This window comes from Clostridium sp. AF19-22AC, from assembly GCF_003479085.1.
Classification (GTDB): Bacteria; Bacillota; Clostridia; order Lachnospirales; family Lachnospiraceae; genus Faecalicatena_A; species Faecalicatena_A orotica.
Window position 1 is genome coordinate 166470 of record NZ_QUGN01000002.1, and the last position, 22501, is coordinate 188970.

General features: G+C 42.1%; 18 protein-coding genes. 13 read left to right on the plus strand and 5 right to left on the minus strand.

The features are described 5' to 3' along the window. Nucleotides 1-177: 177 nt before the first annotated feature. Both DWX43_RS02830 and DWX43_RS02835 read right to left on the minus strand, forming a co-directional pair. On the minus strand, nucleotides 178-936 hold the full coding sequence (locus DWX43_RS02830) for a glutamine amidotransferase (protein WP_109729285.1): 759 nt from the start codon (nucleotides 934-936) through the stop codon (nucleotides 178-180). Then, nucleotides 933-2294 carry a MurT ligase domain-containing protein gene (locus tag DWX43_RS02835; RefSeq protein WP_109729286.1) on the minus strand — a complete coding sequence of 454 codons (1362 nt, stop codon included), beginning with the start codon at nucleotides 2292-2294 and terminating at the stop codon, nucleotides 933-935. Before DWX43_RS02835 ends, DWX43_RS02830 begins: the two co-directional genes overlap by 4 nt. 238 nt (nucleotides 2295-2532) lie before the next feature. Between DWX43_RS02835 and DWX43_RS02840 the strand changes: the two genes are divergently transcribed. Beyond that, the gene (locus DWX43_RS02840) at nucleotides 2533-4962 is read left to right on the plus strand and encodes a cation-translocating P-type ATPase (RefSeq protein WP_109729287.1); all 2430 of its coding nucleotides are present in this window, start codon (nucleotides 2533-2535) and stop codon (nucleotides 4960-4962) included. 61 nt (nucleotides 4963-5023) lie between these two features. Here the strand turns inward: DWX43_RS02840 and DWX43_RS02845 are convergent, their stop codons facing one another. Together DWX43_RS02845 and DWX43_RS02850 are read right to left on the minus strand one after the other, a co-directional pair. After that, nucleotides 5024-5755, minus strand: a complete 732-nt coding sequence (locus DWX43_RS02845) for a J domain-containing protein (protein ID WP_330405212.1) — start codon at nucleotides 5753-5755, stop codon at nucleotides 5024-5026. A 95-nt stretch (nucleotides 5756-5850) separates the two neighbouring features. Then, nucleotides 5851-6030: a hypothetical protein gene (locus DWX43_RS02850; RefSeq protein ID WP_109729289.1), complete on the minus strand. Its 180-nt coding sequence runs from the start codon at nucleotides 6028-6030 to the stop codon at nucleotides 5851-5853. 128 nt (nucleotides 6031-6158) lie between these two features. On the opposite strand from DWX43_RS02850, the gene fliB reads away from it, so the two are divergent. From fliB to DWX43_RS02900, 10 genes are all read left to right on the plus strand, one after another. Next, entirely contained in the window at nucleotides 6159-7307 is a 1149-nt protein-coding gene (gene fliB, locus DWX43_RS02855) for a flagellin lysine-N-methylase (protein WP_118618654.1), read from the plus strand. Nucleotides 7308-7325: 18 nt separating this feature from the next. After that, nucleotides 7326-8375, plus strand: a complete 1050-nt coding sequence (locus tag DWX43_RS02860; RefSeq protein WP_243099236.1) for an alcohol dehydrogenase — start codon at nucleotides 7326-7328, stop codon at nucleotides 8373-8375. A gap of 44 nt (nucleotides 8376-8419) precedes the next feature. Next, nucleotides 8420-9223: a C39 family peptidase gene (locus DWX43_RS02865; RefSeq protein WP_118618656.1), complete on the plus strand. Its 804-nt coding sequence runs from the start codon at nucleotides 8420-8422 to the stop codon at nucleotides 9221-9223. A gap of 68 nt (nucleotides 9224-9291) precedes the next feature. Continuing rightward, nucleotides 9292-10548, plus strand: coding sequence for a D-alanyl-D-alanine carboxypeptidase family protein (locus DWX43_RS02870; protein WP_118618658.1), 1257 nt, complete (start codon nucleotides 9292-9294; stop codon nucleotides 10546-10548). Between the two features lie 183 nt (nucleotides 10549-10731). Next, nucleotides 10732-11415, plus strand: coding sequence for a deoxyribose-phosphate aldolase (gene deoC, locus DWX43_RS02875; protein ID WP_109730252.1), 684 nt, complete (start codon nucleotides 10732-10734; stop codon nucleotides 11413-11415). Continuing rightward, nucleotides 11412-12293: a metallophosphoesterase gene (locus DWX43_RS02880; protein ID WP_118618660.1), complete on the plus strand. Its 882-nt coding sequence runs from the start codon at nucleotides 11412-11414 to the stop codon at nucleotides 12291-12293. The genes deoC and DWX43_RS02880 overlap by 4 nt, the downstream gene beginning before the upstream one ends. A 146-nt stretch (nucleotides 12294-12439) precedes the next feature. Beyond that, nucleotides 12440-13183 carry a segregation/condensation protein A gene (locus tag DWX43_RS02885; RefSeq protein WP_118618662.1) on the plus strand — a complete coding sequence of 248 codons (744 nt, stop codon included), beginning with the start codon at nucleotides 12440-12442 and terminating at the stop codon, nucleotides 13181-13183. Between the two features lie 17 nt (nucleotides 13184-13200). Then, nucleotides 13201-13770 (plus strand): SMC-Scp complex subunit ScpB, encoded by a 570-nt coding sequence (gene scpB / locus DWX43_RS02890; protein ID WP_109730561.1) that lies wholly within the window; start codon nucleotides 13201-13203, stop codon nucleotides 13768-13770. Nucleotides 13771-13874: 104 nt separating this feature from the next. Next, the gene (locus DWX43_RS02895; protein ID WP_330582213.1) at nucleotides 13875-15152 is read left to right on the plus strand and encodes a D-alanyl-D-alanine carboxypeptidase family protein; all 1278 of its coding nucleotides are present in this window, start codon (nucleotides 13875-13877) and stop codon (nucleotides 15150-15152) included. A 122-nt stretch (nucleotides 15153-15274) separates the two neighbouring features. Beyond that, nucleotides 15275-17263 carry a 2-isopropylmalate synthase gene (locus tag DWX43_RS02900; RefSeq protein ID WP_118618664.1) on the plus strand — a complete coding sequence of 663 codons (1989 nt, stop codon included), beginning with the start codon at nucleotides 15275-15277 and terminating at the stop codon, nucleotides 17261-17263. A gap of 144 nt (nucleotides 17264-17407) precedes the next feature. Here DWX43_RS02900 and DWX43_RS02905 read toward each other — a convergent pair whose 3' ends face one another. Further along, nucleotides 17408-18751 carry a peptide MFS transporter gene (locus DWX43_RS02905; protein WP_118618666.1) on the minus strand — a complete coding sequence of 448 codons (1344 nt, stop codon included), beginning with the start codon at nucleotides 18749-18751 and terminating at the stop codon, nucleotides 17408-17410. Between the two features lie 532 nt (nucleotides 18752-19283). Between DWX43_RS02905 and DWX43_RS02910 the strand changes: the two genes are divergently transcribed. After that, nucleotides 19284-21053 carry an ABC transporter ATP-binding protein gene (locus DWX43_RS02910; protein ID WP_118618668.1) on the plus strand — a complete coding sequence of 590 codons (1770 nt, stop codon included), beginning with the start codon at nucleotides 19284-19286 and terminating at the stop codon, nucleotides 21051-21053. Between the two features lie 24 nt (nucleotides 21054-21077). Continuing rightward, a complete protein-coding gene (gene ccpM, locus DWX43_RS02915) occupies nucleotides 21078-22481 on the plus strand; it encodes a Cys-rich peptide radical SAM maturase CcpM (RefSeq protein WP_118618670.1) in 1404 nt (467 codons plus the stop codon). Nucleotides 22482-22501: the final 20 nt, after the last annotated feature.

Genomic DNA, 22501 nt, shown 5'->3' on the forward strand with positions numbered 1-22501 from the left:
ACAACAATATTGTTCTATTATACACAAAATCACTCTTAGACTCTAGTATTAATTTCAGTCCAAATGTTAAAATCGCTCAATTGTGCAGCCAGAATCAGGCTAAAATGGATAAAATGAGGCGGAAGACAGACAAGGACACACAGAAACATATTCTTCCTATGCTCCTGTGTGCCCTCTTTAGGTGTGTCTCTTGATTGTTTCTTTGAGGATGTATTTTTTATCACTGTATCTGTCCACGATGTAGCTGTTTGCCTGATGTTCCAGTTCATCAGGCAGGGGGGCAAGTGCTATATCATCCCCGTATTTCTTTTTCAGTGCCCGCTCAAGCAGGTAATCACATACGTGTGGGTTCTTTGGGAGGAGTGGGCCGTGCAGGTATGTGCCGATCACATTCTTATATACAACTCCTTCGTAACCGGACTTTCCGGTATTGCCCAGACCATAAAATACCTTTCCAAATGGCGTATGGTCCCCAATCATGGTACGTCCGCCGTGATTCTCAAATCCAACGACCGGTGTATCAAAAAGCGGGCTGTTCAATACGATGTTACGAATCAGCCGTTCCGGTTCCCATTCCGTAGTGATATTCAGGATGGAAAGCCCTTCGATCAGCTTTTTGTCAGTTTTATAATACTTTCCGAGAAGCTGGTAACCTCCGCAGACGGCAAGTACAACACCGTCATTTTCTACATATTCCTTGAAATCCTGCTGTATGTTCTTTAAATGTCCACAGACAAGTTCCTGCTCACGGTCAGAACCACCTCCAAGCAGAACGATATCCAGCTTTGAAAAGTCAATGGAATCCCCGGAAAGAAACGGAATGACTTCCGCTTCCATGCCGCGCCACTCGAGACGCTTGCGGAAACACTGGATATTCCCACGGTCACCATATAAGTTGAGAAGGTCGGGATATAAATGTCCAATTGTTAATTTCATGCCTGTGTCCCTCCTTGTGTTTCTTTTTCCAGACCCGCCAAAAGGTGATTGGTTCTGTACAGACCGGAATAATTTACGATCACGTACAGGTTTTTTGTGCCATTTTTGGTAAGGCCGATGATTGTGGAACGCATATCCGTCGTGGATTCACAGGGGATATCTTCGTATTTCAGACGCAGCCCCATGTCGTGCCGGCGTGTGCCGTTGGTTGTAATTGATTCAGCCTGTGCATCGGCCAGATACTGGAAATCTACATCCCAGAGCCAGGAAATGTCCTCGCCGTCCTGGTAGGTGTCATTGATCTGGATGATGATATCCTTCGGCTTCTTATCCTTTAGCACCAGCGAAATCTTCTGCTGGAACCCGATCGGGTTCTTGGCGAGGTGGAGCTGTACCCGGGCTCCGTTGATTGTGAAAATGCTTTCCCTGTTATTGCCATAATCGAAGGACTCGATCATTTCCTGAAAATGAGTCCGCTGAGCCTGCAGGGCGTTCAGGGCTGCGTAAGCGGATAATGTATTGTAAATATTATATGGCGTGCGGGCCGTTGAATGGATCAGCATCCCATCCATCATAAAGGTATACAATTCGTCGTGAAGCTCAATCCCGGTGGCTGTAAAATCCGGCTCAGGGCGCTTCAGTCCGCAGTTCGGACAGTGGTAAATCCCGAGCTGCCCGTAGTGGAAAAACTCATATTCCAGTTTTTGGCCACATGACCGGCAAAAGATGCTTTCCCGGATCTCGGAACGGGAAATATCGTCAAAAATTTCCTCGCTGATACCGTAAGTTACAAAACGATTCTTGCTTTCAGCCGCCAGCGTATAGGAAAGGACGTCATCACAATTGATGACAAGGGTAGTCTCAGGGACACTTGTGACCGCTGTCTTTAATTTATTGAATGTGATGTCGACTTCCCCGAAACGGTCAAGCTGGTCTCTGGAAATGTTGGTGAGCAGGGCGCAGTCCGGCTTCAACTGGGGCAGTACGCCTACGGACGCGATCTCGTCCACCTCAATACATGCATAATCTGCATCCAGACGGCAGTGCTTGTCTGTCGACAGAACAAATGCAGAAATGATGCCGTTGAGCATGTTGGCGCCGGTCCGGTTAATGATAACCTTTTTGCCTTCTGCCTTCAGTGCGTGGTACAGGATTGCATTAGTCGTAGTCTTGCCGTTTGTCCCCATTGTAACAATTGTCTTTTCCCGGACCATCTCCGACATGGCAGAGAGGATCTTCGGGTCAATGATGCGGGCAACATATCCCGGCAGAGTCACACCGCTTCCCCTATTCAGTTTTTTAATCAGATAGCTTGTGCATTTGGCACATTTAATTGCAAGTACAGTTCTTAATCTCATAATTTTAATTCTACACTTATCCTTTTCTAAAATACTCGTATCATTATAATGGAAAAAGCGTAAGAAAACAAGGATACCGGGCATAAAAATATCGAATTATAAAAGAATTTATAAAGATTTGATGAAGCCTCTGGAAATTAAACAGCAGTGTGTTAAAATAAAGAAACCGGAAGAAGATTCTGGTAAGATATAACAACTGCATAAGACAAGCAGCTGAAAATGAGGTGGATGAAATTATATGCAGAGAAAAAGAAGACAACAGGTGGTCGAGGAGAAGAAAGATAAGAGGCTTCCGACCACGAGGTACCAGCCGGATTATAAGGCAGGGCTTACGAGCCAGCAGGTGCAGGAACACAGGCTGCACGGGTGGACCAATAAGGCGGTGGATCCGCCGGCTAAGTCCACGAAGGAGATCATTCACGATAATGTATTCACATACTTTAACTTAATATTTTCGATTCTGGCGCTGCTTTTATGCATTGCGGGGTCTTTTAGGAACCTGACATTTTTGCCTGTTATTATTCTGAATACATTGATTGGTATCATACAGGAGGTACGTGCCAAGAAGGTTCTGGATAATCTGACGATGCTGAATGCCCCGCATGCGGCGGTTATCAGAGACGGGAAAAAATCAGTAATTGATGCGGAAGAACTGGTTTTGGATGATATTGTTATCTTTAAGGCCGGTAATCAGGTCTGTGCCGATGCAGAAGTATGCGCAGGGGAAGTGCAGGTGAATGAGTCACTCCTGACAGGAGAGGCCGATGAGATTACCAAACGTAAAGGCGATTCACTGATGTCCGGCAGCTTTATTGTTTCCGGAAAATGCCATGCAAGGCTGGAAAAAGTAGGGATGGATTCTTATATTTCCAAGCTTACCATAGAAGCGAAGGAGATGCAGGAGGGAGAACAGTCAGAGATGATCCGTTCTCTGGACAAGCTTGTCAAATGTGTGGGTATCGCGATTATCCCGATCGGGATCGTGCTTTTTGTTCAGGCATTTTTCTTCCAGCAGGAAGGTTTTCAGTCCAGCATTACTTCTATGGTCGCAGCGGTAATAGGCATGATCCCGGAAGGCCTGTATCTGCTGGCGAGTGTGGCGCTTGCGGTGAGTTCCGTGCGTCTTGCCCAGAAGAAGGTACTGCTGCATGATATGAAGTGTATTGAGACACTGGCCCGTGTGGATGTGCTCTGTGTAGATAAGACGGGGACGATCACGGAAAATACAATGAAGGTGCAGGAAGTGGTCAGGGCAGACGGCTATGACAGTGAGAAGATGGAACCACTGAGCATGCTGATCGGTGATTTCGCCGCGGCAATGGACCAGGATAACATTACAATGGCGGCGGTGAAGGAATATTTCCAGACCACGACGGGGAAGAAGTACGTGAGTAAGACCGGCTTCTCATCTGCGACAAAATACAGCAGCGTTACCTTTGAGGATGTAGTCTACGTGATGGGGGCACCGGAGTTTGTACTCCGTGACCAGTATGAAGAATATGAGGAAGAAATTACGGAATATGCTTCGAAAGGTGCCCGTGTACTTGTATTCGGAACATATGATGGCGAGATCGATGGTAAAGCGCTGGAAAATGCCGTGACACCGCTCGGATATATTCTTCTTGCGAATCCGGTCAGAAAGGAAGCGAAGGAAACCTTTACTTATTTCAAAGAACAGGGCGTGGAAGTGAAAGTCATATCAGGAGATAACCCTGTTACAGTTTCAGAAGTTGCGAAAAAGGCCGGGATAGCGAATGCAGAGAATTATATAGATGCATCCACACTTAAATCCGAAGAGGAACTGCGCAGTGCGGTACTTGAACATACTGTATTTGGCCGGGTGACCCCGAACCAGAAGCGTCAGTTTGTCCAGGTTCTGAAGGAGGAAGGCAGAACGGTTGCCATGACAGGGGATGGTGTCAATGATGTACTGGCACTGAAAGACGCGGACTGCAGTATTGCAATGGCATCAGGAAGTGAGGCGGCTGCACAGGCATCGCAGCTTGTACTGCTTGAATCAGATTTTTCATGCATGCCTCAGGTTGTGCTCGAAGGCAGGAGAGTTGTTAATAATATCCAGCGTTCTGCAAGCCTGTTCCTCGTGAAGAATATTTTTTCCTTCCTGCTTTCACTGTTCTCAGTCTTCTTTGTGACAACCTATCCTCTGGAGCCGTCACAGGTTTCACTGATTAGTATGTTTACTATCGGTATTCCGGCGTTCTTCCTGGCACTGGAGCCGAACAAGAATATCATCAAGGGGCACTTCCTGACGAATGTATTCCTTAAGGCACTCCCTGCGGCACTGACAGATGTTCTGGCGGTAGGCGCACTGGTTGTATTTGGTCAGACATTTGGCGTTCAGGCGGCAGATATATCAACGGCTGCAACCATGCTGCTGGCGATTGTAGGATTTATGATCCTGTATAAGATCAGCGCCCCGATGAATGTGCTCCGCACAGCAGTGGTTGGCGGAAGTATCATAGGGCTTCTTTTCTGCAGTATCTTCCTGCACCAGCTCTTTGCCATTACAGGAATGTCAACGAAATGTATTATGCTGTTTGTCGTATTCTCAATCGCGACTGAACCTGTGCTTCGTTATCTGACGGCGCTGGTCGGAAAACTCAGGATATATTATATCCGTCTGAGAAACCACGAGGTGGAAGAATAACAGGTCAAAAAAGGATGAAATCTTTTCATACAAGATTTCATCCTTTTTTCATCAGATTTATCTACTGAATGGCATAATTCAGCAGTTTTTTTAAGCTGTTGTGAAACTGCCTGCTCTGGGAGCGGAGCTTCATCTTTTCCGCACTGCTCATCGTATGCTCGATGTGCGCGTCATACTTTGCAAAAAGTGTTCGGTAGTCCATATTCTGTTTCTGCCCCCAGCGTACCAGAATCCAGTTCATCGCATCCGGATGCCAGTATGCCATAGGGATATCAGCCATTTTTAGTGTTGTTATGTACTGGATCGCTTTAAGCGAGAGGGCGTTCAACTGCCCGGTTACATCTTCATCCATCTTGTCCGGCCTCCCCAGCCTCTTAAAGATCTTAAGGGGAAGTCCTTCCCGTTTAGAATTCTGTTCCATCAGACTGCTGCTTTTTGATACGATCTCATTCAGTCTACAGGCTGCATTCCAATAGGTGACAAATGAAGTGGATTTCTCCTCCCCGGGCTCGGGCCCCACTGTATAAGTCCTAAAAACACGTTCTCTGCCGCCTGAAAGCTTTAGATTATACTTTTTACGCTTGTCCGGGTTTGAAAGAATCCGGTAAGCCTCAAGAATTTCCTGCATATAAGCAGTGGTATCTATATTAGAATGTATATTAGCATCCGGATGATATACCTTAGCCAGAGCATTCTTAGCGCTCGTAATCTCGTCAAGAGTTGCTTCTCTGGATACACCGAGAATGTCATAATATGTACGGGTTCCCATAGCGTCCTCCTTATAAATTTCCATTATTTATACTTCCCACGTATTATATTACGATATGAATCAGGAAAAATCAAGAAAAAAACTCCCGCACTGCCTGCACAGGCGGAAGTCCTTTGTTCCTATCCTTGGAACATGTTTTCCACGTAGTCACGCATTGCTTCCCTGCTGTGTTTTTCTTTTGCGCCGTCAATGACTTTTTCCTGTTCTGATTTGGAAAGATGGGAAAAATGATTCAGTGCATCTGAATGTTGTGCAAGGGCCATCGTGAAACCAATCGGAAGTTCTTCATTATTTATCATTTTGAAATCTCCTTTCATTTTTATATTAGTATGTGTTGGATTTTTAACATCATACTGTTTTTCCGGAAGATAAAATGATATAATGTCACTATATATTTTTTGAATTTATTATAGAAGGGAATGGAAGTATGCAGTATACAGCACCGCATTATTACAGCAGATTTAAATGCATTGCGGGAGAATGTCCGGACACCTGCTGTGCGGGATGGCAGATTGTGATTGATGACCGGTCACTGAAAAAATATAAGAGGCAGAAAGGTATCTTAAGAAACAGGCTTCACAACGAGATTGACTGGAAAGAAGGAACATTCCGGCAGTATGAGGGACGTTGTGCGTTTTTAAACGGGGATAACCTGTGCGACCTGTATCTGGAGGGCGGCAGCAAGATGTTCTGCCGGACATGCAGAATGTATCCCCGGCATATCGAAGAGTTTGAAGGGCTGAAGGAAGTCTCTCTGTCGCTGTCCTGTCCGGCAGCGGCTGAACTGATTCTGGGAAGTGATGAACCGGTACGTTTTATTACAAAAGATGTGGAGAAAATGGCGGATGAGGAATATGAAGAATTCGATTATCTCCTTTTCACAAAGCTTGAGGACGCAAGGGATCTGATCCTTAGGATCCTTCAGGACCGGAATATCAGAATTAATGTACGGTTTGCATTTGTACTTGCGTTAGCCCATGACCTGCAGCAGAGAATCGATAAAAATGCGTTATATGAGGCCGACAGTCTAATCGAAAGATACCAGAACGAAAATGCTGTACGGTGGTTTGAGGACAGGGTGGCCTTATACGAGCGTGACGGGAAAAGAGAAGAGAAGCGGATGAAAGCGTTTAAGGCGGCATTCTCTGTTTTAGACGGACTGGAAGTATTGAAGGGTGACTGGTCTTCATATCTTGAGAATGCCAAGGATACAATTTTTACGGCAGGTCCTGCTGTTCAGCCGGAAATACCGGATGGATTTGATGTACAGTGGGAGCAGCTGATGGTGTACTTTGTGTATACATATTTCTGCGGTGCAGTCTATGACCGGCAGGCATACAGCAAGATGAAATTTGCATTGATGGGGACACTTTTAATCAGGGAAATCAGCAGGGCCGTATGGATTCAAAACAAAAGAAGCAAGGCCGACCGGGATGCAGCAATGTGCGATCTCATGGAGGCCGCCAGACGTTATGCAAGGGAAATTGAACATTCTGATTCCAATAAAAACATGGTGGAAGAACGGCTGAAAAATGAATCCAATTTTGGAATAGAATCGTTTTTGCAGATGTTTTAAAGATAGGAGGAGAAGTGTATGAAGAATATGAAGGCGGTTGTTTATAAAGGCGATGGCATCATCCGTCTTGAAGACCGTCCGATCCCGGATATCCAGAAAGATACAGATGCACTTGTCAAAGTCACCCTGACGACGATTTGTTCCAGCGATATACATATTAAGCATGGTGCCGTGCCCCGTGCAAGGAAAAATATCATTCTGGGGCATGAGTTTGTAGGTGAGGTTGTACGGGTCGGACATGATGTCAAAAAAATCCGCCCGGCTGACAGGGTGGCTGTAAACGTTGAGACTTTCTGCGGCAAATGCTATTTCTGTAAAAGAGGATATGTCAATAACTGTACTGACAAATACGGGGGCTGGGCGCTGGGGTGCAGGATTGACGGCGGACAGGCCGAATATGTCAGGATTCCTTTTGCTGATAACTGCCTGACCAAAATACCGGATTCCGTGAGTGACGAGGCGGCGTTGTTTACAGGCGATCTGCTGTCTACCGGATATTGGGCGGCTAAGATGGCGGATATCAGGCTTTCAGATACGGTTGCCGTCATTGGTGCAGGTCCGGCCGGGATTGCTGTCATGAAATGTGTCGGCCTGTATAATCCTTCCCGAATCATAGGAATTGATATTGATGACTCCAGGCTGGGACTTCTCCGAAAGAACAGGATTGCTGATGTTGTTCTGAATCCCCTGAGGGATGATGTGGAAAAAGTGGTTCGGGATATGACGGAGGGGCGCGGTGCAGATTCTGTGCTGGAGGTTGCCGGAAGTAAGGAAAGTTTTGAGACGGCCTGGAGGATTGCAAGGCCAAATGCAGTAGTCGGTGTTGTTGCGATGTATGAAGAAGATCAGGTTCTGCCTCTTCCGTCGATGTACGGGAAGAACCTTACATTCAAGACCGGAGGTGTAGATGCTTCTAATTGTGAGGAGATTCTGCGGCTGATTGAAAACGGCAAACTTGATACGGAATGTATGATTACGCACCGGACGTCGCTGGACCATATCATGGAAGCCTACCAGATATTTGAAAATAAAGAGGACGGCATGATAAAATGTGCAGTCAGGGTATAACTGCTTTGGAACGGACGTCATAGAAAAGAGATGACTCACAAAAGATGACATTATATAAAAGAGTGATAAGCTTCTTTTTAGCGGTGTTGCTTACCATTTCCATGATTTTCTGGAGTTCGGGGTTCATTCTGAGTGATGAAAAAAGCATGGAAGTATACCAGGACATAAGAGAGTCACTGCCTGTAAAGGAAGACATAGATGTGCCGGAGCCCCCCCTTGAACGGAATTTGGCTGAATCCATGATGATCATCGAAACGGGTGAGCTTCCGGATTCATGGCAGCTGGAGGTGCCGATTGTATATCAGGAACCGGAGCTTCCGACAGGCTGCGAGTCCGTCGCTCTGACCATGCTCCTTATGTATGAGGGGTTTGAGCTGGGGAAGACGGATATTGCAGACGAATATCTCATTTACAGTGAAACCGGGGATTTCGCAGATGGATATGTGGGAAACCCCTATTCTTACGAGGGCGCGGGGTGCTTTCCACCATCTCTGGCCAGAACAGCAGAGAGATTCCTAGAAGAAAATGACTCTGAACTTCATGCAGAAAATATTTCGGGTAAGAGTCTGGGGGAATTGTATTATTATTTGGCAAACGGTATACCCGCTGCTGTCTGGTGCACAATGTATATGTCATATGATATATGGCTGTATGAAGATGGGTTCGAGCAGGACGGAATCTGCTACAACTGGTATGAGAATGAACACTGCACAGTACTGACCGGCTATGATCTGGAGAACAGGACGGTTACAATACACGATCCTTTGGAAGGCATTGTGGTGAGAGATATGGATGAATTCGAGTATATCTATGACGCCATAGGACGGTTTGCCCTTGTAATTCTGTAAAACAGGTTCTAATATCCGGCTCCCTTTACTATATTGGTAATAGACGATATAGCAGAGGGAGTTTTTTCATGAAATCAGTCCTGGCGTTAATTTTAAGTGCATTACTGTGTGTACAGAATGTATATGCAATGCCGGCAAAAGAGTATATTGTCTATGAAGATACTCAAAAGCAGGATCAGACTGCGCAGGATGAAACGGATGCAGAGAATCCAGACGATACAGCAGAAGAAGGGGCAGATGCTTCCGGGCCTGAAGTCAGCGCACCGTCTGCCATTTTGATGGAAACATCAACCGGGGAAATCATTTATGAGAAAGACGCAGATACAGCACGCCCTCCGGCAAGTGTAACCAAGATCATGACAATGCTGCTCATATTTGATGCGATAGCAGATGGAAAAATCAAACTGGAAGATCAGGTGACCACTTCCGAATTTGCCGCATCAATGGGTGGTTCCCAGGTTTTCTTAGAGCCGGGGGAGACCCAGAGCGTTGACACAATGCTTAAATGCATTTCTGTTGCAAGTGCCAACGACGCCTGTGTGGCAATGGCAGAATACATATCCGGAAGTGAAGAAGAATTTGTCAAACAGATGAATGAGCGTGCAAAAGGACTTGGGATGGAGAATACTCACTTTGTGAACTGCAACGGGCTTGACACAGACGGGCATGTGACAACGGCCAGAGACATTGCTCTCATGTCGCGTGAGCTTCTCACAAAATATCCCCAGATACACGACTACTGTATGATCTGGATGGAGAATATCACGCACACGACAAAGAAGGGAACAACGGAATTCGGCCTTACAAATACGAATAAACTGGTGCGCCAGTACGAGTATGCCACAGGCCTGAAAACAGGATCAACGGGACTTGCAAAGTTCTGTGTATCTGCTTCGGCTAAGAAAAATGATATTGAACTGGTTGCAGTTATCATGGCGGCTGAAGATTCCAAAGCCAGATTCAGGGATGCAACCGCATTATTGAATTATGGATTTGGAAAATGTCAGTTATACAAAGATGAGAACCCCGGAAATTTGAAAGATATTGAGATAAAAGGCGGTGTACAGGAAAGTGTGCCGTGTGAGTATGGCAGCACATTCAGTTATCTGGATACGACCGGAGCCAATCTGGCCGGAATTACAAAGAAATTAAAGATGAAAAAAAGTCTGGATGCCCCTGTGAAAAAGGGAGACAAAGCAGGCAGCCTGATTTATGAATTAAATGGTAAGGAAATCGGGAAGGTCGATATTATTGTTACTAAGAATGTAAAGAAAGCCGGATTTACTGACTATTTGAAAAAAGTTCTGTCCAGATTCCGGACGTAAGGCTTTCACGGACCGATGCCGTGCAGCGGGGGGCACGGCACGGTGCAGATAGTAACAATAAATCTGTTACCATCATTCCGGTGTAAAGAAAAAATTGAATTTCATAGTAAAAAATGGTAGGATAGTTAAGTGATACAGGGAATACAATAAATTGTATACAAGTATACTAAGAGGAGAGAGAACATGGATTACTCAAAAATGATTGATCATACAATATTAAAACCAGATGCTTCTAAGGCAGAAGTGGAAAGACTCTGCCGGGAGGCAATAGAATATGGATTTTGTTCAGTATGTGTAAATTCCAGTTTTGTGTATTATTGTGCACAGCTTTTAAAAGGCAGCGATGTGAAAGTGTGCACGGTTGTTGGATTCCCGCTCGGGGCCATGTCTACTGAGGGGAAAACGGCAGAGACACTTACGGCTGTCAATGACGGCGCACAGGAAATTGATATGGTAGTGCACATAGGTATGGTGAAGAGCAGGGAATGGGAGTATGTGAAACAGGATATCGAGTCTGTCGTGGAAGCAGCAGGAGGCAATGCGGCCGTAAAGGTGATTCTTGAGACCTGTCTTTTGACAGATGAGGAGAAAATCAGGGTGTGCCAGATTGCGAAAGAAGCAGGGGCTGCCTTTGTAAAAACTTCAACTGGTTTTTCGACCGGAGGTGCGACGGTACATGATGTGGCCCTGATGAGAAAGACTGTAGGCCCTGTCATGGGAGTGAAAGCATCCGGGGGAATCCGCACGCTGGAGACAGCGAAGAAACTGACTGCGGCGGGAGCGGACCGTCTGGGGACAAGTTCGGGGGTTAAGATTGTTAAATCTCAGAAAGCGGAAGAAGTGAAAGCTGAGAGGATGAAATCATGATAAAGACACTTCTGATCTTGTGTGCCGTGTGCCTCCTGCTGTTCCTGATCTTGATAGCGGAAGGGAGACGCGAACTTAAGTTCTTTAAAGTGACCAGATACAAGTTAAACGTACCCAGATTTAGAGCATTAGATTCGGCTAAAAAGGTGATCCTGCTGGCAGATCTGCATAATAAAGTGTATGGTACAAAAAATGAGGAACTTCTGGACGCGGTCCGCAGGGAAAAGCCTGATATGATCCTTGTCCCGGGAGATATGCTTGTAGGTAAGGACAAGGTATATTATAAGGAAGCAATGGAGTTTATGGCGCAGCTTCCGTCAATAGCGCCTGTTTACTACAGCCTCGGGAATCATGAACAGCGCATGAAAGAGGATCCGCAGAAATACGGAGACAGTATTTTCCGGGAATATAGGGATAAATTGAAAGAATCAGGGGTTATTTTTCTGGAAAATGAGATGGCAGAGTGTATGATGGACAGGCTTCCTGTGAGGGTTTTGGGGATTGAGCTTCCCATGAGTACATATGAGAAGTTTAAGAGGCATGATGTTTCAGCCAGGGATATAGAGGACTGCATTGGAAGAAGTGAAGCAGATAAATACCAGATACTGCTTGCACATAATCCGGCATTTTTTCCGGCATATAAAAATTGGGGGGCAGATCTGACGGTTTCCGGCCACCTTCATGGCGGGATCATCCGTATCCCCGGCCTTGGCGGGATTATCACGCCTCAATTTGTACTCTTCCCTAAGTACTCAGGGGAGCTGACCGTGGAAGGGGAACAGGCCATAGCAGTGAGCCGCGGGCTTGGAACACATACAGTCAATCTCAGGTTCTGCAATTATGCCGAGGTTGTAGTGATCGAACTGATTCCATCCTGACCACCTGTTACTGTTCAATCCCATCCTGTCACTACGCTGACAGGATGGGAGCCGTAACACGGATTCCCTCTAAGTATGACTTGTACAATCGCGGGAATTCCCGTATAATAAAATACAGTGCGAAAAAATACCCGGAGAGTGAAAGAATGGGAATACCAGTAAAGTTAGAAGTGTTCGAAGGCCCGCTGGACCTTTTATTACATTTGATAGATAAGAATAAGATTGACATTTATGATATCCCGATCGTCGAGATAACGAACCAGTATATGGATTATATCCGTGATATGCAGCATGAAGACCTGAATATCATGAGTGAATTCCTTGTAATGGCAGCTACGCTGCTGGATATCAAATGTAAAATGCTCCTTCCCAAAGAGGTGAATGAGGAGGGAGAGGAAGAAGACCCCCGTAAGGAACTGGTGGAACAGCTTCTTCAATATAAACTATATAAATATATGGCGTATGAACTCAAAGACCGCCAGATCGATGCAGACCAGGTTCTCTACAAAAGCCCGACGATTCCGGAGGAAGTGAAGGGATATGTGGAACCGGTAGATATAGACCTGCTTTTGGACGGTCTGACCCTGACAAGGCTGAACCGTATATTCAAAGAGGTCATGAGGCGGCAGGATGATAAGATAGATCCCGTAAGAAGTAAGTTCGGGAAGATTGAGAAAGAAGAGGTTCCGCTGCCTGTCAAACTGAATTATGTAGAGGACTATGCAAAGTCACATAAGAGGTTCAGCTTCCGGCAGCTTCTGGAGCAGCAGGTAAGCAAGATGCATGTCGTAGTGACATTTCTGGCAGTACTGGAATTGATGAAGATGGGGACCATTCGGGTAGAACAGGAGGATACATGCGGGGATATCATGATTGACTCGCTGATTTGAAAGGGATGGAAGAGGATATGGAAATTGAAAAACTGCAGGGTATCATCGAAGCAATCCTTTTTACAATGGGGGATTCTGTAGAGCTGGGTAAGATTGCTGCAGCGATTGAACATGATGAGGACACAACGAAAAAGATTATACATAATATGATGGACAGATACGAACAGGAGAATAGAGGAATTCGTATTATTGAACTTGGGGATTCTTTTCAGATGTGTACAAAAAAAGAAGTGTATGAATATCTGATCCGGATAGCAAAGCAGCCGAAAAAATATGTCCTGACGGACGTGCTGCTGGAAACGCTGTCTATCATTGCCTATAAGCAGCCGGTTACGAAGCTTGAGATTGAGAAGATCCGTGGGGTGAAATCGGACCATGCCGTTAACAAGCTCGTGGAGTATGGACTCGTGGAGGAAGTCGGCAGGATGGATGCACCGGGCAGGCCGCTTTTATTTGGTACTACGGAGGAATTCCTGCGCAGATTCAGCGTACAGTCTCTGGATGAACTTCCGGTCATTAATCCGGAACAGGTGGAACACTTTAAAGAAGAGGCAGAAGATGAGGCACAGCTGAAGCTGGATATATAAGGTGAATTTACCGGAAAGTACTGCTGTTCGGGAAAAATGAGGTTCTAATACGGTAAAGTTACACATAAATACTAATAATATAGTATGGTGTGGAGTGCTTTATCGTGAGAAAAGAGAAAAAAAGAAAAGAAAAAGGGACGGCAGGACCCCTTATCATATGGAAAAGAATTGCGGTGTTTTTACTAATCTTCGGCCTTGCCATAACAGGGGTCCCCGGGAGGGAGAACCTGATTGCAGAGGTTCAGGCAGAGGAAGGTGAACCGCAGAATCTATACGCCCAGTCGGCAGTTTTGATGGATGCAGACAGCGGGCGTATTTTATTTTCTAAAAATGGACAGACAGAACGGGCAAATGCGAGCACCACAAAGATTATGACCTGTATACTGGCACTGGAATATGGCAGTATGGATGATGTAATGACCGTCAGTGACCATGCTGCATCGCAGCCGAAGGTCCATCTGGGGGTGGTTTCCGGGCAGACATTTTACCTCAGGGACCTTTTGTATTCCCTGATGCTGGAATCCCATAATGATTCTGCGGTTATCATTGCAGAGAATATCGGGAAAAGCGTGGAAGGGTTTGCCGATATGATGAATGCGAAGGCAAGAGAACTCGGATGCAGCCATACATATTTTATTACCCCGAACGGACTGGATGCGGCGGATGATAACGGAATCCACCATACAACGGCAGAAGATCTGGGGAGAATCATGAAATACTGCATTATGGATTCCCCCCGGAAGGATATGTTTCTGGAGATTACAAGGACTGCAAACTACCAGTTTACGGACTGCTCCGGCAAAAATTCCTACTCCTGCACAAATCATAATGCATTTCTGCAGATGATGGACGGGGCGCTTTCAGGGAAAACTGGTTTTACAGCAGATGCGGGATACTGCTATGTAGGGGCACTCCGACGCGATGACAGAACATTCATAGTGGCACTTCTTGCCTGTGGATGGCCGAATAACAAAAGCTATAAATGGGCCGATGCAAAGGCTCTGATGAATTATGGCCTGGAAAACTACGAATACCGCAGTCTGTGGCAGGATATCGATCCCGGCAGTATCAAAGTGAAAAACGGGATCAATAATGAAAAGCCCTTTGATATGGAAACAGAAATCAGCCTGACTGTGATGGGAGAGGACAAAGACTGGAAAATGCTCCTGAAAGACAATGAGCAGGCAGAAGTGACATGGGATAAGGAAGAGAGTCTGGAGGCACCGGTTACGAAAGGACAGAAAGTGGGCGAGGTCAAATATTCCCTGAATGGGGAAATATTAAGGACATATGACATATCGACATCCTCAGGAATCAGGGAAAAGACTTTTGAATGGTACTTAAAAACGATATTTAGCATGTATTTTATAGGAGAAGATTAGATGATTAAAATACATCAATGTAAATGATTAATTTTACCACTGGATAATGACAGATTCTTATGTTAGTATAGGTAAAGATAAAAAAAGACAACTAATTTGATTAAATATAAGGAGATGTTATTATGAAGAATTACGAGAAATACCAAAGAACGTATTTTATGCCCCCCGAACCCTGTTATGACTGGGTGAAAAAAGATCATATCGCTGCACCGCCCGTTTGGTGCAGTGTTGACTTAAGAGACGGGAACCAGGCATTGATCGAACCTATGAGTCTGGATGAAAAGATTGAATTTTTCCAGCTTCTGGTTGATGTCGGATTCAAAGAAATTGAAGTCGGGTTTCCGGCTGCTTCTGAAACAGAGTATCAGTTCCTGCGTGCTCTGATTGAACAGAACATGATTCCGGATGATGTGACGATTCAGGTACTGACGCAGGCAAGGGAACATATTATAAAGAGAACTTTTGAGGCAGTAAAGGGAGCACCGCATGCTGTAATACATGTATACAATTCAACATCAGTTGCCCAGCGCGAGCAGGTTTTCAAGAAAAATAAAGAGGAAATCAAGAAAATTGCTGTTGATGGGGCGAAATTACTGAAAAAGCTGGCAAAAGAGACAGAAGGAAATTTTACGTTCGAATATAGTCCTGAGAGCTTTCAGGGAACGGAAGTGGATTATGCACTGGAGGTGTGTAATGAGGTCCTGAAGGTATGGAAACCTTCGAAGAAGAATAAGGCAATTATCAATCTGCCGACTACAGTTGAGAATGCGATGCCTCATGTATTTGCAAGTCAGGTGGAATACTTCGATAAAAATCTCTACAGCCGTGAGAACGTAATACTTTCACTGCATCCGCATAATGACAGGGGCTCCGGAGTGAGTGACGCTGAGTTGGGGATCCTTGCCGGGGCAGACAGGATTGAAGGAACATTGTTCGGAAACGGAGAACGGACAGGTAACGTGGATATTATCACACTGGCGATGAATCTGTTTTCCCAGGGTGTGGATCCGGGACTGGATTTCTCTAACATGAGTGAGATTTCCGAAACATATGAGAGACTGACAAGGATGAAGGTATCCCCCCGCCAGCCTTATGCCGGAGAACTTGTATTTACGGCATTTTCCGGATCACATCAGGATGCGATTGCCAAAGGAATGACATGGCGTGAGGAAAGAGAATGCGATGACTGGACTGTTCCATATCTCCCGATCGACCCGAAGGATGTGGGGAGGAGATACGATTCAGATGTAATCAGGATCAACAGCCAGTCAGGAAAAGGCGGCGTAAATTACATACTGAAGCAGAGCTTCGGCATCAGCCTGCCGGAGAAGATGAAAGAAGAGGTCGGATATCTTGTCAAAGACGTTTCTGACAAGGCACATAAGGAACTGACTCCTGACTGGGTTTACCATATATTTGAAGATAATTATATCAACGCGAAATCAATCTTTACAGTGGATGAGTGCCATTACAAACAGGAAGACGGCATTGTTGCAGAAGCTACGATTCACCATGCGGGCAGCAACAGAGTTATCACAGGCGTCGGAAACGGACGTCTGGACGCAGTCAGCAATGCAATCAAACATTATTTTGATATCAGCTATGAGCTTGCATTTTACGAAGAGCACTCCCTGACAAAAGGATCTTCCTCAAAGGCCGTTGCATACGTGGGGGTTGTGTGCAATAAGAAGAAATACTGGGGAGTCGGGATCGATGCCGATATCATCAAGGCCTCCGTGGAAGCACTTGTTGTAGCAGTGAATAAGATAGAAGAGATCAAAAATTCCGAGACATGTAAAGACGAAAGGCTGCTGGAGATTACGAATTATATTTATGCAAATTATAAAGATGTTACGTTGGATGATCTGTCAGAAAAGTTCTTTCTTTCCAAACCGTACCTGTCAAAGTATATCAAGGAAAAGTCAGGAATCACGTTTGGAGATATCTTGAAAAAAGTCAGGATGAAAAAGGCAAGGGCGATGCTTAAGAGCAGCAATGCTACAGTGGAGAGTATTGCAGAGTCGGTTGGTTATCAGAATGTAGAACATTTCAACAGAGTGTTTAAGAAGATGTATAACATGACACCGGTGCAGTTTAGAAATAGAAAATAAAGCAAGATCCCTGTCGGAACAATAAGTGTTCCGACAGGGATTTCTTTTGTGCAGAAGGAGAAGATTAGTCTGCAAAAAAGGGCATTGGATTTCTTAAAGAAACCAATACCCCTTTTCTCATTAAGCAATTGTCTGCTTTTATGATTATTTTTCTGAAGCAAGATGATCCAGACTCTTGCTTGCAATCCAGAGAGCAAGGCCTAATACAATTACAACAACACCAAGTCCGCCGTAGCCAACCCAGAATGTAGTAGTCTTCAGCCATCCATATAAGTATGGATATGTCAGGTTTGCAATAAATACAGCGATTGGCCAGAAACCTAACAGAAGACCAAGCACTTTCGCTGGTGCGAGCATCGTTATAAATGAGTTACCAAGCGGTGAGAAGATCATTTCACCGATGGACATTAGCAGAGATACAAATACGATCCAGATAAGAGAAGCCTGGCCGTCACCTCTGATTAAATCAGCAGCAACCATAACAATGTATGCAAGGCCTACTAACATCATTCCAAGAGCAGTCTTCTTGAACATACTCATGTCACCCTTCGGGCGTTTTGCCATCTTAGCCCAAACTACAGCGAGTACAGGTCCTAAGATGATACATGTCAGTGCGTTCATAGAGTCAAACCATGCAGTAGGAACTGTGAAGCTTCCGATTACCCAGTTTGCGTGGTTCAGGAAGTTCTCTCCATCGCCCCATCCAAAGTAGAAGTAAGCCGGCATATAAGCGAGGTACCATACGAACCAGAATACTGCTGAAAACAGAGTTACTAAAACGATAGCGAAGATACGTTTCTTGTCTCCGCTTGTAAGCGGCTTGCTTTCTGCTTCTTTCTTCTTTTCTTTGTCTACAAACTGTCTCTGGTCATGCTTGAATGGTTTTTTACCAGCATCGCCGAGTGCTCTTGAGTTCAGACCAAACCAGAGTGCATCTACGAAAAGGAAGATTGCACAAAGTAAGAATACAAAGTTAAATCCCATAGGCCCGATAAGAAGTACAACAAATGTTGTTCCGATGAATGAACCGATGTTTACGAATGAATACTGAATGGAGAATGCACTGTTCAATTCATCTTTGTCTTCAAACAACAGACCGTTAACACCTGAAAGGTTACCTTTGAATAAACCAGTTCCTACTGAAACAAGAATAATCATAACCCACACAAGAGTCATTGAGTGAGCCTGCCATGTACATAAGTAACCAAGTCCCATTAAGATCATACCTATGATAACGCAGAGTCTTGGGCTTAACCAGTAGTCAGCGATGTATCCTCCAACCATAGGTGTGATATATGTAGCTGCTACGAAACCTGCAGAGATTGAAGATGCATAAACATCTGATAATCCGAGTCCGCCGCCGCCTACAGTTGTTGCGATCCAGATAGCGAGCATGTATTTAACTACATAGAATGCGCAACGTTCAAATGTGAAACCTAAAGCACAAACATAAAAGCCAAAAGGTCTCTTCTTTTTTGCTGTTTCCATAATAAAAACCCTCCAATTAGTTTTTTATTGTTTTTGCACATACTGTGCGGGTTTGAGAAGATAGACTATGTTCTAGACTATATTCTCCTTGCGTTAGAAAAACCTCCTCCTTCGTTAAAATTTTCTCCATGAAAAGATTGTACCATAGTTTATACAAAAGGACAAATAAAATTTTATATTTTCTTAATAAAATTTAACAGGGAGTTTATAAGCGGTTATAGCTACTTTATATAGAACAATAGGTATTAGCTATGTTAATTGTTTTTATAAAAACAACATGTACAAAATGGCATAATTCTTAATTTATTTATTGTTAATAAAAAAGCTGTTTATGTCAAATAGATTCGTTTAATAAGGGGAAATGTATAAAAAATAATTTCATTTGATAAATAAATACTAAACAATGAATAAATAAACATAAATAAACAGAAAATAGTAGATATAAAATTGAATAATCAGATAATAATATTGACAAACTTTATGTCCTAGTTTATTATAAAATTATAGTGAATAAATAACAATAGGAGTAGAAATGGATGAGAATAGAAGAAGTATATGGGAAATGTTTATTATTTATAAAAAAATAATTAAAATCATATCACATTTTAGTAAAAAATATATAATTGTCACTATAATAATGTCATTAATAAGAGGCATCTTACCAGTTGTTACTTTAATAATTATGAGATATATAATGAATTCTCTCCAACAAGGAGGAACCAGATGGAGTTACTTGTTGACTTTTATTCTAATTTATGCAGGAGTAAATTTATTTGAATCTATTTTAGAAGAAACGTATTCTCTTTATTCTTTAAGTATCTATGAAAAATTTACTAAATATATTTCTTTGCTATTAATAAATAAGTCATTTCGTTTAAAATTAGAAGATTTTGAAACAAAAGAAACTTATAATCTTATTAGTCGAGCGCAAGAACAAAGTGGTGAAAAAATATTAACTTATTTTGAGAGAATGTTAAATGTATTTCAAGAATTTATTGCTTTTATTCTTTACATCTATATAATTGCAGAATTTAAATGGTCTTTGGTGCCAATAGCTATTATGATTCCTCTTATAAAATCAATTTTTGCAATAAAATTAGGACAACTGCAGTATAAAGTCGTACTAGATCGAACTGATACTGAAAGAAAATGTTGGTACATAAATTTTTTGGCGACTACGGGATTGGCATTTAAAGAGATTCTCATATATGGACTTGGAAGTTTTTTGGAAAATCACTATAAAATATTAAAAGATAAAATAATAAACCAAGATATTAAGATAGGGAAAATTGGTTGTATTTTTGGTTGTATTTTTGGGTTGCTGGAACAAGTAATAACAACTGGATTATTTGGATATTTTATATATTTGGGGTTTAATAGAGTCTTGCTAATTGGTGATATTAATACATATATTAACTGTCTTGATGGCACCAAAGCAAGTGCTGAAAGTATTTTTAATGGTATTAGTGAAAACTATAAAAACGCCTTATATCTTGGCCTCTTATTCGAGTTTCTGGATCTTGATGAACGACAGGAAGAGGGGAATATAAAGATTAAAAAAATTGAATCTGTAGAGTTAATTGATGTAAGTTATACTTATAAAAATCAAGATGTTTTGATACTAAATAATATTAGTCTGAAATTGTGTGATAAAGAAATACTGGGTTTAGTAGGAAAAAATGGCTCTGGGAAAACAACATTAATAAAACTTATTTTAGGATTTTACGATGATTACAAGGGAAAAATTCTAATAAATGGAATAGATTTAAAAAAAATAGATAAGAAGATGTATTACGCCCATATTGCTTGTGTATTTCAAGACTTTATAAAATATGAAATGAGTTTAAGAAATAATGTGGGATATGGAGATGTAAGACATTTAGACGATGAGGATTATATATTAAAAATGCTTAAAAAAATAGGCTTTAAAAAAGTTAACCAGTTTAAATATGGGATTGACACAATTCTAGGAAGTTGGTTTGGTGATATCCAATTATCTAGTGGAGAATGGCAAAAGATTGCTATAGCAAGAGCGATGATTAAAGATGCTGATATGTATATATTAGATGAACCTGATGCAGCATTAGATAGTGTAGCCGAAATGCAAATACTAGATCAGTATAAAAATATTTTAACGGAAAAGATAGGGATTATAATTTCACATAAAGTAACTCATATTAATAAAATTTGTAACACAATAGTAGTTATTGATCAGGGGAGAATAGTAGAAAGGGGGACCCATAATCAATTAATGGAAATAAAGGGAATATATTATGAGATGTATAGTAAGCAAATAAATTAAATAACATGAAAGGAAGTTTGCGAAATGAAACCATTTATTCACTTGTTTTCCACTTCTTTAGGACATTATATGTATGATGTTAATACAGATGTTATTTTAAAAATCCCTAAAGAGGTTTATGATATGTTGAATGGAAAAGAGATAGGGCAAAAACAAAAAGAAACAGAAGAATATATAAATGAATTAAAGGAATATGGCTTTTTAAAATGTAGTAAAGTAAAAGAAACTGAACACCCAGATACCAAATATCTAAAATATTACTGTGAAAGTAAGTTGGAAAATATTATTTTACAAATTACTCAAAATTGCAATTTGAGATGTAAGTATTGTGTTTATTCGGGAAGCTATAAAAATCGTGTTCATTCTAATAAACGAATGCCGATAGAAGTTGCTAAAAGAGGTATAGATTTTTTAATAAATCATTCAGGGGAAAGATCTGAAATTAGTATAAGTTTTTATGGTGGCGAACCTCTATTAGAATTTGATCTGATCAAGAAATGTATTTTATATACCGAGAGTCGTGTTGAAGGGAAAAAAATAATTTTTAATTTTACAACTAATTTAACCTTACTTAATGAGAAAATTTTAAAATTTTTAGTTGAGCATGAGGTTTTAATAATGGTTAGTTTAGATGGTCCTAAAGACATACATGATCAGTATCGACAATTCATTGGGGGAGAGGGAACATTCGATACAATATATAAAAACATCATGATGATCAATAAATTGTATCCAGAGTATTATAAGAAATGTGTTAATTTTAATACAGTTTTTGCCTCATGTAATTATAATTGTGTTGAAAAGTTTGTTTCGAAAGATAAATTGTTTAATCATATAAATTTCTTGTCATCTTTAGTTAATAATACAAACAGAATTGAAAAAGTTGGTGTCAAACAAAGTTACTACGAAGAAAGCAATTATAGTTTTTTTATTGGTTATTTATATAGAGTAGGAAGGTTAAAGAAAAAAACTAATTTTAAATTATTGGAAAGTGCTGTATTAAAAATTGGAGAGTCTAGAAAAGGAAAAATAGATTTACAGAGGGCAAGTTTACCTAATAAATGGCATCATGGAGGTCCATGTATTCCGGGGGTATTAAGGCTCTTTATAGACGTTGATGGCAATTTTTTTCCATGTGAAAAGGTTAGTGAATACTCTAATAATATGAATATTGGAAATTTGACAGAGGGATACTTCATAGAAAAAATAGAAAATGCTCTTAATATTGAGAGGCTCAGTGAAAAAAAGTGCCACAATTGCTGGGCGTATCAGGATTGTAAATTGTGCGTGGGGTGTATTGATAACGAGTTTGGTGCGGAAGAATTAGATGAAAAGTGCCAAGAAATAAAATATGAAATTGAAAATGAATATAAAGATTATTGTACTTTGAAGGAGTTAGGAATAGATTTTGAATGTGATAATATTTAATTTAACAGTACGTGTTTAAG